The following is a 16,357-nucleotide window of genomic DNA, read 5'->3' as shown; positions in this document are numbered from 1 at the left end:
AGTTCATGATCTTGCCCTGATCTTAAAATGGAGCTCATGAGTGATTTGAAATACGCCATCTCAATATTAAAGGTATTTAAAATGTTTCTATTTCAACACCTATCAAGGTAGGTTTATAGGGTGATTTAGTGATCATAAGTATTAATTCGGTAATCATAAGCATTGATAATGCTATTAATTATAAAGAGAAAATAAGAGCATTCCTGATTAGACAATTACTGTACATTCCTCTTATCTAACAATCCGCCAGACTCTAACGTATCTTGTCATTTTCCTCCGCCACCATTGTTTGTAGCTCGCTCAAAAATTGTTTCGCATCATCGTATTCTTTCAGTAAATTTACCAAAGGCAAGAACAAGGGTTTTGGCAGTGCATCCATGTCAAACCATTGCCATTTAAGACACTTTGTTGGCTCCATAATATGTGCTTGACCTTGCTCACTTTCACCCAACATAAATAATGTTACATAGTGCTTGTTTTCCAACTCAAAAATATCGTTGGTAAAACCTATCTTTTTCACCGTATCCAATGTTAAACCGGTTTCTTCATACACTTCACGCACGGCACACCGCTCAGGGGTTTCAGTAAACTCTAAATGCCCTCCAGGCGTTGCCCAAGTTTCGGCCCCATGAGCACCAATACGCTTACCGAGCAATATTTTTCCTTCACGCACAATGATCACGCCAACACCGACCCGCACCTGCTCTTTATTTCCCATATTTACTCTTCGCCATTATTTTCCCCAATCTTAACAAGCTTTTTTTTCACATTACTATTACTCTGCTAACTTGCTGGAAAAATGTGTATTTTGGTTGTTTTTTATCAGTGAATGGTGCAAGAATCATACGCATCATTGGGATAGACTGACCACTCACGGGTTTTGCCATCAAAACATCGTATAATCAAATTTCGAGCATGACTTGTTCCACAACAACATCCACACCCCATATCTATCCGTCTAATGTAAACGCATATTGATTATTTAGCTTACCGTACAATTCGAGTGAATCTATTCGTTCAAACCCCAACTTAACAAGTAACTTATTGGAGTTGATATTGGTCGGTGAGACTACTGCCAACACCTTTTCTAAACCATGCTTCGATAACTCATATATCAATACTGCTTTAGCCGCTTCATATGCATAACCCTTACCCCAGAATTGTGGTAATAATGCATAACCCAAATCGGCATAAGGCAATTCGTCGCGTTTAAGGAGCCCACACATACCAATCGGCGTGCCACACGCTTTTAAAGTGACTAAGGTGAGCCCAAAACCAAAAGTAGCATAACTTGCCATTGGTCCTGAGCGCAGGTACTGCTGTGCATCTGCGATCGTGTGTACATTTTTATCCGTAATGTTCTTAATAAATGACTCTTCATTCAATAGCTGAATTATAAAATCAACATCATCGAATGAGAAAGGCTTCATCAGTAACCGCGCACTTTCAATCTTAAACATACTAATTACCCCCTTCGCTTATAATAAGTCACTTAAAACATACTATAAATAAAAAAGGCCCCAGTGTTTAACTGGGGCCTTAGATGGTAAAAAACCATCTAATTAAAATGTATAGTCAACACGTAAACTTAACGTGCGACCATTTAAATAGTAGATATATTCTTGAGAAGTTGAATTATTAGCATTTCTTGAACGCGCCCTTTTATAAGTTGGTGTTTCTTTATCAAATAAGTTATTTACAAACACACTAAGCCTTAAATCTTCACTTATCTCAACTCTGCCGGATAAGTTAAACACACTATATGATGGTGATACATCTTCATCTCGTACATTGAAGTGCGTTTTAAACTCATCATAGAAAGAATATTCACCACGAACATAAGCCGACTTACCAAATATCTCAACACTTTGATCCAGCGCTAAATACGCATTCCATTTGGGCACCATCGTCATCTCATCGCCTGCCTTTGCGCTAATAGACTCATTGTCTTCCGTAATTTCAGAGCTGGTATAAGAAGTATTAAACGACATGGTTAAGTCTTGCGTCAGCATTGCTTTTGATTCAAATTCAACGCCTTCTGATTTCGCTTGGCCTCCATTTGCAGTAAATGAAAAACCACAGGTATCCATATAGACGTCCGTTTTGATATCCGTCCAATCAATTCTATAGACTGCCGCGGAGTAATCAAATCGACGATCGAAAGCACTCCCCTTAATGCCTAATTCATAGTTTTCGATTGCATCTGAGGTATAACGATCTTTGCGATTTTTAGCTTGAGGATCATCCGCACATGACGAAGCCAACGGGCCATTATTGCCCCCAGGGCGGTAACCTTCAGAGTATAATGCATACACAGACATATCATCTGATGGACGATATGATACACTCATTTTATAACGGTTCCCTGATTCTTCACCACCCAGTTTATCTTCACTTGTCGCCCATATACCACTTTGTTTCGTATGTGAGCCATCTTCTAATTCAAATCGGCGAACCCCCCCATTAAGCTCTAAGCTGCCCATATCACCTAAATCAAATTCGTAGGCAACATCTGCAAAAAATGCCAGCTCTTTTTCATAATCATACAATACAGTATAGTTCCAGTTATTTTGCGGATTTCCAAATGTATCTAAACCAATCTGTGTTGCATCAGCCCCCCACCAATTAAGCATAAGCGCAGAGACTTCATCCCCTTTTTCGTGATACTGGTTTTGATATATTGGATCAGCATCATATTCTGTTTTGTCGTAGTATGCGCCAACAGTCCATGATAAAGGCGACTTGGTATCTAGGTTCTGAAAACGAATTTGATGGGTAACACGGTCATACTTACTATGATCTAAGATCCACGTTTTAAACATATCCGATGCATCTAAACGACTCCAACTTGTTTGTATATTGTCACGTTCTCTGGTACGAATAGAGCCAGCATAGCTAACTGTCGCTAGGTCGAATAGATTATCGTCTTGAATATTTAACGTAAACAGATCATTAGTAATGTTTTCTCTCGGATCCATTAAGTTCCAGATTTGATACTTTTTAGGAATATTCCTCGCGACAACGGGTCCATTGCCCGCGTTGCACTCTGTGCGCTCTGCCGTTTCGGAGCAAGGCACTTTGTTAAATTCAACATCATACCCATACTTCGCTTCATCATTGTTTGTTAACTTATAATCCCAGTAATGGCCTGGGCGTGAACGATCACCCTCTTGCGAGCCAATTCTATCAGTAGCAGTACGCGAATACCCAAATGTCACTGACGTTTCATCATCCACTTGCCACAATAACTGGCTTCGAATAAACCCACTATCCGCATTACCTTGAACACCAGTATGCATATTTACCATTTGATATCGTTCATGCTCTGAATTACCACTTACACGCAGTGCCAATTTACCATCTACTAATGGAAGGTTTACACCCATTGAAATGTTGCGATGAAGCCCATCGACGTCTTTTTCGCTGCCTACTTGTAAACTGCTAAAAAACTCAAACTCATCCAATACCGGTTTCTTCGAAATAATGCGAACGGTGCCACCAATCGCGTTAGAACCATAAAGCGTCCCCTGAGGACCCCGTAAAACTTCAACGCGTTCAACATCATTCAAGTTATCATAGTCAAATGGTACATCATCCACAAAGGTGCTGGTTGTTTCTGGAAACGCCGTATTTCCGCCACTTAAACCGCGTAAAATTAACTCACCTCGAGGCGACGCAGCACCTGCGAGTGTTCGATAAAAATCATCCGCTGAAATTAAGTTTCGATCCGATATTTCTAACGCTGAAACGGTAGAAATAGACATCGGTACTTCAATGATTGACTCTTCTTTTCGTCTTGAAGTCACCGTGATTTTTTCCACCTCATTTTTTGCACCGTCACTCTGCTCACCTTGAGCATTGGCACTAACGCCAGATAATGCAGATATTACCCCTAAAAATATCGCGCTTTTCGCGAAGAAAGTATTTGCTTTCATTATTTACAATCCCTGAATTCATTATTATTTTTATGCCGTCTATTTATCTATAATTTTTGGATAATTAAAAAGACAACCTTATGTTGAGCGCTACAAACCCACCATCAAAAATGATATAAATTATAACAAACAACACAGTAAAAATAATAAATTAGAAAAAAATAAGCAAGCTATTACTTTGAAATCAAAACTGCACCTGCCATAAATTCACTGTATAAACAAACATATAAAGTGAATTCACCGGACAAACACTAATGATAAAAACACAATTAATATTTATTGTTCACTTTGCAATTAAATCCTTATTACTGCTGCAGAAAACAACCCTTCCACTATCATAAACAAAACCAATTTATTTATTTAATAGCAATAAAATTTACCCCCTATCTCCGTCAATATCAGAGACGGTTCCTCTTCCCCGGAATTCCCCCTATTACTAAGTAAAGCTATTGCTTCTTTAATTAACCTCAGAACTGCATAAGAATTGCATCCGAGTCACTTTTACGGCTAGTAAACCACCTTCATCATTCATGATAAGGTGACGTTTAAGGTCATAAAACGAGCCTATGGTACCTTTAGCTCGTTTTGCTTCGCTTGCAAAAACTTAGTAGCGAGGAATACGCATGTTTTGACAAACCTTAACTGAGATTTAATCAATAAACGCTATACCTGTTGGCTTATCAAAGCGCTGCTTTAAATAACGACAAAGAGCGCGGGTAACATAGCCTGAAGCAACTTCAACATACGCATGTAACTGACTAAATCAGGAAAATAATGTCGCCAATACTGGCAAAAAATTTGGTGTAGTGAGTTCTGACGTCGCGCTAACCCGATTGATGAAAAACAATCAATATAGTCATGACTTAGCTAGAAGTTAAATGAGGTGTTTAAGCCACTGAGGTTCAAAAAAACAAAATTATCGACATCTACGTAAGTTGCATCTAAGTTATTCATGCCCTTGACTTGGCAATCTTATGTTTCTTGGTCGAAAGTTCTGATCACCGAAAGGGCATTCCGTTCAATTTTTTATACGCAGCTCAAGTTAAGCAACCAATCGACGCGACCCTACTTATGGTGCCCATTTCTAGTATTATACGTACAAAAAGCTGTAGCTAGTTAGCCAAGTTTTGTAAAAATGTTAGGCTGTTAAGCTCTTTTTTCGATGGCTGATATGGTACCTGTTGCAAACTATCAAACACAAAGTCTTTAATCTCAAAGTGTTCAATTTCACTGCTACCAAACTGGCTCGGCTGAGCTGGGCTTGGCGACATCTGTTCAATTACAAACTCGCTCAGAGACATTGAACTCGCTTGCGGGTTTAACACAGACCAATGTGCGGATAAAGAGAGGGTTTGTAGCCCTTCACTTAGCTTTCCTTTAGTCGTCAAATGCGCGATGGGTTCACCCAATGCATATAAATTGGCACGAATACGATAATTACCTGCTTTAAATACCTCTAAGTTTAATGGCACACTCATTTTGTCATTCTCAGAAAAAGCATTGCCAAGGCTTAATAATTTAGCACTTGGCTGCATATACTGCAGCTGCGCGACGACAGGAACCTTCTTATTCTGAACACTCACTTGTGCGACCACCTGCAAATTACGTGGGTAATCTTTATTTGCTTTAAATTTAATATCATAGCTAGATTGGCTAGCAACTAGTGACTGAGTTTTAAACACCGTTTTGGTATCTACGTCCATCAATGTCACACTCACTTTATCAATCTCAGTGCCCGAGATATTAACGTGAATATTTTCTGGGTATATAAAGCGATATTTGGCTAATTTTATGGTCAGTTTTCCGCCTTGTTCATCCGTTGGCATTGAGACTGGATAAAACATATTTGGCGTTAAACGATCCGTATCATATTTACTTAACGGTTGAGAATAACGTGGAAAGCGCAGTGCCGATTGGTACTGAATAACGACCTGTTTTGCAGCAACTTTAATACTATCGTCAAACTGAATGTCTTTCGCCTTTGTATTTGTATGCTTAATTTCTACTGTTTGTACTGTGGGCACTGCTGGCTCAGCCTCGATTACCTCAATCTCACTCATAACAACAGTTTGCGTAATGGCTTGACTATCGCTTCCCAAAAACCCCCATAGTGTGGCAACAGCCAACAGTGCAATCGCAGCCCATAATTTAAAATTTTTCATATATACTCACTTAAATTCGCGGCATTCAGTAAAAAACACCGCGAAATACTTCAACTTATTTAAGGAATGGCACTATAGATAAGCTCAGAAGCACTTAAGTTATTTGAGTTAGCCACAAAGCGGTAGTGCTTTTTCCAAAACCAATAGCCAGACGATTCGTCAACTGTTTGAAAAGAGACAGCCCGTCCACCGATCTGTGCCGTATGGTTAGCGACAGTTACATTACCTTTATGCGCTGCATTTCGTATATTGTTATGGCTGTAATTATCAGACATGATCATCGGGAAGTGGTAAGGCATAAACCCTTGTACCCCATCACTTTGGCTCGTAATCTGTCCATCAGTTGCAATACTCCGACTGCAACTTTCAAACGACTCAACCGCACTTGCACCACAGGAAGAATGAAGTGCAACAACCCCATCATCTTTCCCTTTTAGAAATAATTTAGTCGCACCAAAAAAATCATCTCCCTCTGCAACAAATCGTAATCTAGGTGCTCTATCATCTGGAACCGGCGATATTCGTCTTGCGTTATTTACTTTTAAGTCATGTAATACGCCTACCGCTTCAGTTACATCACTGCCTAACCACCATTTCAATGCCCTATCGATAATCGAGCTCCAATCACCAGCACCGGTTAGCGCACTTACCGCAATATCAGCTAATTCACTACCACCACCTGCGCCAGCTATGTCAAAAGTAGCCACAATATTCAGCGGTTCTAACCCTGCATTTGATAACCAATTTTCCTGGTTATCAATAATATAACGAGCCACTAAATCCCCCGTAGAGTGGGTCACCAAAACACAACCGGCTTCGCACAATTTTGATTCAGAAAACTGCTTCAACTTGGGCCATATCCAATCGGTTGCGATCTTACCTTCAATACGCTCGTATGAAGGCCAATCAATTCGCTCATCAGACAACCTTCCCCAATAAGATGACCAATATGACGCTCCGTCACTCTCAACATTACTTCCCGCTGCGTTTATTAACTGCTGGGGTTGAAAGCCATGAATTAAGATAGTTTTATACTCCTTACTTACAGCGCCAAAACTGGCGCTCAGTGTGAGGAGAACTGCGCATAAACTGCTCAATGTGATACTGCTCTTATTTTTTTTCATATCAATTCTCAGTTTGTTAATGTCATTTTTAAATCATATGTTACTGACACATCTGATGTCAGACCTCAGATCACCAAGGTGACAATCAGTATTGTGAATAAATGATCAAAATTCAACCAGAAATTAACATTAAAGAATGCAGACTGCTTGATATTTCAACATACACTTTTTATCTAAAGGGTTTATTAGTAGTAAATTCAATTGAATAAATACTCGATAATGAAAGGCAGTGATACATGAAAACAGCAGAAAAAATTCTATGATGCAGTGTAAAATATAAGCCACGCTTATAACTGAGTGTGTTTAGCACAGCTTTAACAGCAATAAATGATAAACGGTACGAAAATAACAAGAGGTGTTTTAGGGTGCAGGGCCACTATGTTCACAATAGGCCTCCTTTCCTCTCTATATACGATGTATTTGATGCGCTAATTAACTGAAAATATTAATCTAATTAACTCATTTCATACTATATCCCAATGATGATATTTTGCTCAATATCAAGGCGCTTTTATGCCGTAATAGCGGGCTATTACAAATGAAAGCAACGCAAAGAGTGAGAAAAATAGCTTTATTTGGCAAATTCGCTTACCCAGAGCTGAGGTTAATTACTAAAATGTGAGGGTCTTCCAGTTGCGTGTAACCCTTTGAGAGATCTCGTTATGATGAAGAAGATCGTATTAACGATACAGCGCGATTAAATCAGCTCTTTTATATCCAGCGGCGGACACTCAATCGGTATCGCGTGTAATCTTCAGGAAAAGCTGCAAGTAAATGCTGCTCTTCAGATAGGGTTTGCCTGAGTAGCGTAAACCAACCGACTACTAGACATATCAGCGTAAACACGCTCGGTAGTGCCAAAAAGAAACCAAGTTGTGAAACCGCAACCCCTAAAAACATAGGGTTTCTTGAGTACTTATATAGACCATGTGAAATAATATTTTTCGGCCCCCTGGGATCAATGCCTGAACGCCACTCTTTGCCAAAATGACAGTGCACAGAGATAGTAAATAAAAATCCTGCAGTAAGTAATAAAATACCTGTAAAAATGACACAATATTCTTCTAAACCAGTAAACCTGCCAATATAATTATCTGTATCAGGAAATAAGAGCCGACATACACATAACATCCATATCATCACTCTAAAGCCTCTAAATAGTGAGTGATTCCACCACGTCGTACCAAAACGCTGTCCAGGGAAAATAACTTCAGCAGTGATTTTGCTTTTTAGCAAGATGATTCGAGTTGTATAAAATGTAGCAACAAAGGAATAAAAGACAGCCAAGTAAATACGGTTGAACTCTATCAAATCATAAGCAGTATTCATATTGTTTAACATTGTATTCCAACTAACTGTTACAAAATTTTAAAATAGGTACGTCGAGTGAAAATAGCGCATATGTTGATAAATGAGTACCTAATACTACTGTATATGTCGTAATAAACATGAAAGGCATTAAGCTACGACCCTATTAAATTGGCACCATATTGCCTAACAACCAACAATTCGATTTCAATTAAGATGACATAAATTAATTTATCTCTCTTACTCATTGCCTAAGGCGCTTATCATGATTGAGTAACACCAAACTGGCAATCATCAATACAACGGTGACGATAGCTACATTACAATGTCTTTAGAGTTTACATGCCAAAACTGCTCTACGTCATCTGAAGACTAAGATCTCAACCTCGCCTTAATCAATATAGAATTATTAAAAATAACATACTGAACCATCTTTAAAATTATATCACTATGCTAATGAGAGTTAGTCATAGTCAAGGTTTGAACAAAGCAATTAAACAGTACCTACTAGTCCAATACAACCAGTATTAAATTAAGGTAATACTGCCATGATAATCTAAAATATACATTTTAAGAACTAATAATTAACTTCATAATGTGAATTTTTTTAGCTCTGAATAACTACGAATAACATAAACTAATTTACCCGTTGATTTATCATTCATCTCTTTCTCAAATTTTTCATTCCAAAACTGTGGACTCAGTTTTAAATATCTATAACTTGCCAATGTTCCTTTCAATATAGAACTACCCTCCGGCCATCCTAGTGGCTTTTTTACAAACAAGCCTTGTAGTAATCGTTTGGTGACCAACCAATAACTCGTTAAATACGGTAAATCGATAAATATCCATATATCTGCAGAGTCTAGGCGTGTATAAAATGATTAAAGCGTCCCTAAACCATCTATTATCCAACTGTCTAACGATAATATAAGGTTATGAGACTCATCATAAGCGGCTTTATCAACCTTCTCTCCATTACTTTTATAACTAATACAGTCTAAAGAATAAAATTTGATATCATTTGCTATCGATAGCTTATTACTCAAACTTGATTTCCCGCTACCCGGCTTACCAAATACAGCTATTTTTTTCATAACATTCCTTATTAACGTTAACATGCCCAAAGACGGGTATAAAAAAACCCGCAAAATAGGCGGGTTCAAATTATTACAAGCACATTAATATCACCACCATTGTGAATAAAAGTGGCTAATTCGTATAAAAAGTGTTTTTGTATATATTTTCATCATTACATCTTGTTTCAATGGCTATAAAATGTCAATGTGTGACATATTAAAAACGATATAATCACTAAACTAAATATACCGCTACAAAAAAAGCGCCATAAAGGCGCTTTCTAATTTATTTATAAACAGTTACATTAAGTAAATACATTAAACTATGCATTCAACACTTGGGCAAGCCTAGTAACATCTCTCAACTCACCGCTTACGTTCAAATAAGCGGTTAAATATTGTTCAAACGTTTCTAAATTACCTTGCAGCTTATCGTCTAACAAAGCAACTTGCTCTTGCATGCGACACGCTTTTTGTTCACTCGGTGATTCAATATTACACAATATCTCGAGACGTAGAATGAGTTGCTCTGCTGTCAATCTATGCTGCTGTGTACTTTGCCACTGACTTGGTAGCTCTGTACCTTGCTCTAATGCAGCAAGCAATGAAACAAACTTCTCTTTATCACGCTGCACCTGCTTTTGTGACAAAAGTTCATCTACTCTTTTATTCAAGTTTGCTTTAATTTTACGGACACCTGTTAGTACATTAAAGCTCTCTAATCGAGCTTTAAAGGCCTGTAATTCATTAACAGTTAAAGTGTCTGTTAACGCATCTGCAAATTCAGCTAACTCAGTTTTTTGAGCTTGTTCAACTTGTGCTTGTTGTTGTTTTTGCTCATTAAATTGCTCACTACGCTTTGCAAATACAGCATCATTATGTTTTCTAAACAATTGCCACAGGGTGTGCTCTTGCTTATTTCCAGCAAACCCTATCGTTTGCCATTGCTTTTGTAATTTCTTCAGCTCATCACAAGCTGCTGCTAATTCATCACTGTTCACTAACTCTTCAGCACGCGTAACAAGTGCCTGTTTTTCAACTGAATTCGCCTGATGAAACGATTTAAGTACCGTATTAACACCATTGTATGCATCTCGGTACTGTTCATTAAGTGCTTTATAAACAGCGCCATCGACGCTTCCGGCATTACGCCACGCCTTGGCTAAACGATTAAACTGACTCTCAAATTGACGCCAATCGAAATCACTTACTTGCGTATTTACACTCCTAAGCTCTTGTACTTCTTCTATAAGTTGCTGACGTTCGCCTTTTGCAGCTTCACGTTGTTGTTCTTGCTCTGCAAAATGTACTCGACAAGGAGCAAAAAGTAGCTCAACTTTTTCATCAAATAAAGCTGCTTGTGCCTTTTCTTCCTCTGTATCGACACGGCCAAGTTCATTCCAACGCTTACGTAATACTTTAACCTCAGCAGCGCGTTTTTTGACATCAATGTCTGTTTCTTGGAGCTTCTCATCTAACGTCGTTAACAGCTCTGCACGTTTTGGCGTCGCAGCATACTTCTGCCAATCTCTTGCTTCTGCCAATGCTGAAGAAAGCGCTAAATACGTTTTTTCAACGTTTTGCTTATTTCGCTCAGTCAGTAAATTATAACTTTCTAAAAACCCATTAAAAACACCAAAGGCCACGTTAAAACGGCCTTGGTCTAGTAAGCGTTGAACATCTTTACCTTTTCGGCGAGTTTGCTTTAAATGTGATTCTTGGGCACTAACCAGAGGCTCCATTGCTGATTTAAATTCACCGCTTAGCTGACGTAATTTGTCTGATGCAGATGAACGAAGCGACTGCGGTAACTCAGATAAAGCTTTTTTGCATTCAGCATATGCAGATTTCTGTGCTGTTAGTACCTCATCTAACTTGGCAATGTCATCAGTTGCTTCAATTGTTGCTAATGCACCCAACGTACGCTGCGCCACTGTGTTTGCTTCAATTAATGCAGGTAAACGCGTTAATGACTGTTTCTGATTTTCAATACGCTTAAATTGTATAATAAAGTCAGGGTGTGATTGGTAATTTAATTGCTCAGCTTTACTCGCTAACAGGGTTAGTTTATCGTGTAGTGGCTGTGATTGTTCAGAATCAAGTGCGTGAAGTGCGTTATTTAACGATACTTCAAATGCATCAATATCAGCCGTTAATTCTGCTAAGGCCAATGCCTGAACTTGCTTTGCTTGCAGTGCAGCTTGTTGATCATCATGCTTACTTCTCAAAGCCTCGATATGGCGATTCAGCTTCTCACTGATGGTTTTATATTTATGATCTACAACACTGATGTCTTCATCGGTTAACCATGTAAGCTCAATACCCTGCCATTCGCTGTACAGCAACTTACTTTGCTCATCAACTGTTTGATAAGCGGTTTTTTCACGCAATACATTTAGTTTCGCCAGCACCATTTTTGTTTGCTGCTCAACTTGTTTTGGCATGACCTTAGCTAAGCGAACTTGCTCCATATGATGCTCTAAATGTACCAGCGCCGCACCTTGTGCGACTTTTAACAGTACTTTCTCCAATTGGTACTGTTCAACTAAAGGCAACAAAATAACTTGCAATTCTTCACTACCTTCACGAAATGCTTTTTCTATTAATTTAACATTGGCTAAACGTTTCAATAGCTTAAAGCGAACTTGTAGTTCTTTTTCAGAAAATGCCAACTTTTCTAAAAATTTAGCAGGTGCGTAGCGGTCAATATATTCACTGCGAATGTCATGTGATAACGCAGTATTACTGTTTAATACAGCGCTAGATATTTGCTGCTCTGCAAGATCTTTTAAATTTTGGTCTTGCTTGTATGCCTGCCACCATAAAACTAAGTCGTTAACTTTATGGAGTGCCTTTTTACGGATCTCTGCAGAACTATCTTCTAAAGCGATAGTTTGTAATACACTGGCATCTTTACCGGTATCTAGTTTATCAAGCGCGGCTAAGCGTACTTCCGTTTTTGGGTGTTTCCATTTGGGCGTAAAAAGGTGTTTAAAGATCATGTTCACTGAACCTAGCTATTTCGTTTTGGGCTTTGAATTCTTGTTGTAACTCACGTTTAGATTTTTGAACCATTTCACCTTGTTCGTTGATGGTGAATTGTTCGTTGCTCTTCGCAACTTTCGCTTGATACAGCATTACCAGCTGCACTGTTTGTTCTTTCTGCTCTGGCGTTAACACAGTACCATCTGGCCATTTGCCTGTTGCCGCGCCGTATTGCAAACGCTCAAAAAGTTCTGGGGTCAAATTATTAACTAAGCTATCAATATTCATATTAACTTTTCTTTTTTAAATAAACTAAGATCACGCGATTGACTAAGTACCAAAAACATCCAATACCGATCGCCGCTTTCGTCAATGCCATTTGCACGGTTCCTGTAGTCGGTTGCTGCCAATACAGGTATAAGAAACCACCAAGGAATAAAATCAACGCTAGAAAAGAGTGATTAATGAACATTTGTTGTTTCTTTACTCTTTTCGTCGATGCAATACGTGCTAATTGCTCTTCAGTCACGTCACCCAAAGAGATGTGGCAATGCGCGCATACAGCACTTTTACTCGAAATTGATTTACTACAACTAGGACATTGTACAATTGCCATAAATGACTACTCCTAATGCTACAAAAAATGGCGCCCCTAGGCGCCATTTTACTTGTTTTCTTAGTGAAAGTCTTTGTTCAATTGCATTCATTCACCGTGAGTTTATTTTTCATTTGGGTTTTCTTTTTTAAACTTCGTCCAGTAGTCGTTAATTGACTCTTTCATCTCTTTTCGTAGCAAGAAAATACCAAATAAGTTAGGCAGTGTCATCACCACAATCGCCACAGCAGCAAGCTTCCAAACAAGCGTTGTATCTGCAAACGACGCCCAGAAGAAACCAGCAACATAAAAAACACGATATGGCATGACCGATTTACTTCCTAATAAGTAAATCATTGCTCTATCACCATAGTAAGACCAAGCAATTGCAGTAGAAAACGCAAACAAAAGCAGACCGATAGAGACGATATACTTACCGTTTTCACCAAAGAACCCACGAGTAAATGCTTTTGTCGTCAATTCCGCTGAGTGAACCAACAATTTCCCCATAATACTAATACTGTTATCAACTGGGATCCCATCTTTTATAGTTACTACACCTGTATAAACATGACGTGGTGTAATACCAAAGCGAATATCTTCCCCAATAGAACGAGAATGGATCACGGTAAAGTCTGTATTCACAGCTCGCCCTTGTACGACGTTAATATTACCATTGTAAATCTCAATACCATGATCTTTTTGGCCATTTAAATACTTATACAGCGCCTCTCTTTGCTCAGTGTTATCTTCACTAAACTGACCTTGCACAATGGTCATTGAAGAGCGTTCAAAATGAGTATCAAATTTTTCAGTCCACACTCCGGATGACAAAATAACCAATCCGGTTAGCGTACAGATCACGATGGTATCGATGAATGGTTCTAATATAGATACCATGCCTTCAGAGACCGGTTCATCACCTTTTGCAGAAGCATGGGCAATGGGTGCAGAACCTTGACCCGCTTCATTTGAAAACAAGCCACGGTTTACACCACGGTTAAATGCATACGCAAAAGAGGCTCCTAAAAAACCACCCGCTGCTGCTGAACCTGAAAAAGCATCTACAAATACCGAAGCAAATGACGGCCCGATATTTTCGATGTTATATAAGATGACGCCTAAAGCACCAATAATATAAACCGCTGCCATAAGTGGTACTACGCGTGATGTAATTGCTGCAATACGTTTAATGCCACCAAGAATAACCAATGCTAATAATACAGAGAGAACACCGCCGGTGTGCCATGGCTCAAAACCAAAAGTCGCTTCCATACCCTGAGCAATGTTATTAATTTGCGGTAAACTCCCTGTACCAAATGAACTGATCACGGTGGCAATCGCAAATAACACAGCCAACCACTTCATATTTAAGCGACGGTCCATGTAATACATTGGTCCACCTGCCATCGTGCCGTCATCTGTTTTTACGCGATATTTATGAGACAAGGTTACTTCGACAAACTTTGTTGTCATACCAAAAAATGCAGTCATCCACATCCAAAATAAAGCCGCTGGGCCACCAATAGAAATAGCCAGTGCTACACCACCAATGTTACCTGTACCAACAGTACCAGATAATGCCGTCGCTAATGCTTGAAAGTGAGTGGTATCCCCTTCTTGGTCTTTTTTATCAAACTTACCCGTTACGACTTTACACGCATGTTTAAAGTAACGAATTTGTGGGAATTTCAAGTAGATGGTGAAAAACAAACCTACACCAAGTAATACGTATGGGAACCAAAAAGCTCCGCCTAGTAAACCATCTAGATTAACTAGTAATTGTCCAAATGCATCCACGACTCATCCTCGTTGTTGTTATACATAAAAGGCAATTCATTGCTGAATTGCCTTTTGAAATTTTTATTATTATCTTAACTTATCAACGACATTAACTATCGCTGCTAACGTATCTTGGCCAAATTGATAAGAGCGTCTATCTGACCAGCCATAATACGGATCGGGTAAATCCGCATTATCTTTAAATGGCATTTCAATGGTGTAAGCCAACGCCTTAAATGCTTCACCGACGGCACAAGATGCCACGGTTAAGTTTGCTTCACCAGGTGCATCTTTGTCATAACCAAACTCATCTTGAAACTCAGGCGTGATCGCAAGTAATGCACTTTTGAAAGACTCTTCTAAGTTTTGCAGGCGGTCATCATAGCTCGGGATCCCTTCACTACCAGCCACAAAATTATATGGCAGGGCTTCATCACCATGAATATCTAGATACATATCTAAACCAGACTCATGCATTTTATTTAACACATGAAACACTTCTGGTGATTGTTCCAAAGATGGTGTCGCCCACTCACGGTTAAGGTTTACACCTTTTGCGTTAGTGCGTAAATGCCCACGTACGCTGCCATCAGGGTTCATATTTGGCACGATATAAAATACCGCTTTTGACAATAATGCCGCGGCATGTGGGTCTTCATCATCAAGCAGTTTATGTAGTAACCCTTCCACAAACCATTCAGCCATGGTCTCGCCAGGGTGTTGACGTGCAGTGATCCAAATCACTTTTTTATCTTCACTTGGTTCGCCGACTTTAAGTAGGCTAATATCTCTACCATCTAATGTTTTGCCAAGCGTCTCAATTTCACATACATCGTGACTTTGTGCCCAATACAATAAATCTAAGTGGCGTTCATAACTATATGGCGCAAAGTAAGCAAAAAACGTGTGGGAAAACTCCGGTTCAAAATCAATAACCAAAGAACCCTCTTCATATTTACTTGGTACACGGAACCAAGTTTGGCGATCATATGACGCAACCGCTTGATAACCTTCCCACCCTTCTGGATATGCAGACTCTGCTAAACCATTGATGTGAAGCTTATGTGATAAAAATGGGGTGCTTTCTAAACGAAAGTGAAACCATTGAAAAAAGTCAGACTCATGGTCTTTATTGATTTCAAGTTGAATATCAAGGGGATCATTTTGCGAGATCACCTTAATATTACCACTGTCAAAATTACTAGAGATGTTCATTTTATACCCTAAATTGAGTCTTTTCTGTCATAGCTAAGAAAAAAGAAAACTCTTTATTCTTACTTAAAAAAATACGCGCTTAAAATGTTAGTTTTGTGTAACACGCCTTATCAAGAGTATCATACCCACTGGCGTTTCAAAAACTAAAAAAGCCAGCTAATGCTTAATGCCA

The 16,357-nt window shown here is 38.9% G+C and carries 12 protein-coding genes and 1 pseudogene; all 13 read right to left on the bottom strand.

Annotated features, from left to right (window positions below):
* Positions 1 to 253: 253 nt before the first annotated feature.
* The 13 genes and pseudogenes from CWC18_RS17760 to CWC18_RS17700 all read right to left on the bottom strand — a co-directional run bounded on the left by CWC18_RS17760 (position 254) and on the right by CWC18_RS17700 (position 16,185).
* Complete coding sequence (locus tag CWC18_RS17760; protein ID WP_138590052.1) at positions 254 to 718, bottom strand: nucleotide triphosphate diphosphatase NUDT15; 465 nt, start codon at positions 716 to 718, stop codon at positions 254 to 256.
* A gap of 232 nt (positions 719 to 950) precedes the next feature.
* The gene (locus CWC18_RS17755) at positions 951 to 1,460 is read right to left on the bottom strand and encodes a GNAT family N-acetyltransferase (RefSeq protein WP_138590054.1); all 510 of its coding nucleotides are present in this window, start codon (positions 1,458 to 1,460) and stop codon (positions 951 to 953) included.
* Between the two features lie 102 nt (positions 1,461 to 1,562).
* Positions 1,563 to 3,935, bottom strand: coding sequence for a TonB-dependent receptor (locus CWC18_RS17750; protein ID WP_138675809.1), 2,373 nt, complete (start codon positions 3,933 to 3,935; stop codon positions 1,563 to 1,565).
* A gap of 493 nt (positions 3,936 to 4,428) precedes the next feature.
* Positions 4,429 to 4,889 (bottom strand): annotated as a pseudogene (locus tag CWC18_RS22005) (transposase); the annotation flags it as partial.
* A 158-nt stretch (positions 4,890 to 5,047) separates the two neighbouring features.
* Positions 5,048 to 6,097, bottom strand: a complete 1,050-nt coding sequence (locus CWC18_RS17740) for a hypothetical protein (protein WP_138590058.1) — start codon at positions 6,095 to 6,097, stop codon at positions 5,048 to 5,050.
* A gap of 59 nt (positions 6,098 to 6,156) precedes the next feature.
* Positions 6,157 to 7,221, bottom strand: a complete 1,065-nt coding sequence (locus CWC18_RS17735; RefSeq protein WP_138590060.1) for a hypothetical protein — start codon at positions 7,219 to 7,221, stop codon at positions 6,157 to 6,159.
* A gap of 711 nt (positions 7,222 to 7,932) precedes the next feature.
* Entirely contained in the window at positions 7,933 to 8,562 is a 630-nt protein-coding gene (locus CWC18_RS17730; RefSeq protein ID WP_138590062.1) for a methyltransferase family protein, read from the bottom strand.
* Positions 8,563 to 9,413: 851 nt separating this feature from the next.
* On the bottom strand, positions 9,414 to 9,626 hold the full coding sequence (locus CWC18_RS21590) for a hypothetical protein (protein ID WP_249348298.1): 213 nt from the start codon (positions 9,624 to 9,626) through the stop codon (positions 9,414 to 9,416).
* Between the two features lie 305 nt (positions 9,627 to 9,931).
* Positions 9,932 to 12,610 (bottom strand): DUF349 domain-containing protein, encoded by a 2,679-nt coding sequence (locus CWC18_RS17720; RefSeq protein ID WP_138590066.1) that lies wholly within the window; start codon positions 12,608 to 12,610, stop codon positions 9,932 to 9,934.
* Positions 12,600 to 12,881: a YeaC family protein gene (locus CWC18_RS17715; protein WP_138590068.1), complete on the bottom strand. Its 282-nt coding sequence runs from the start codon at positions 12,879 to 12,881 to the stop codon at positions 12,600 to 12,602. Before CWC18_RS17715 ends, CWC18_RS17720 begins: the two co-directional genes overlap by 11 nt.
* A 1-nt stretch (position 12,882) precedes the next feature.
* On the bottom strand, positions 12,883 to 13,209 hold the full coding sequence (locus tag CWC18_RS17710; RefSeq protein WP_138590070.1) for a hypothetical protein: 327 nt from the start codon (positions 13,207 to 13,209) through the stop codon (positions 12,883 to 12,885).
* 102 nt (positions 13,210 to 13,311) lie between these two features.
* Positions 13,312 to 14,988, bottom strand: a complete 1,677-nt coding sequence (locus tag CWC18_RS17705) for an alanine/glycine:cation symporter family protein (RefSeq protein WP_138675808.1) — start codon at positions 14,986 to 14,988, stop codon at positions 13,312 to 13,314.
* A 69-nt stretch (positions 14,989 to 15,057) separates the two neighbouring features.
* Positions 15,058 to 16,185, bottom strand: a complete 1,128-nt coding sequence (locus tag CWC18_RS17700) for a M14 family metallopeptidase (RefSeq protein WP_138590074.1) — start codon at positions 16,183 to 16,185, stop codon at positions 15,058 to 15,060.
* Positions 16,186 to 16,357: the final 172 nt, after the last annotated feature.

This window comes from Pseudoalteromonas aurantia (genome assembly GCF_005886875.1).
Classification (GTDB): domain Bacteria; phylum Pseudomonadota; class Gammaproteobacteria; order Enterobacterales; family Alteromonadaceae; genus Pseudoalteromonas; species Pseudoalteromonas aurantia_A.
The sequence above is the reverse complement of the archived record's forward strand: the minus strand, read 5'-3'. Positions and strand labels throughout refer to the sequence as shown.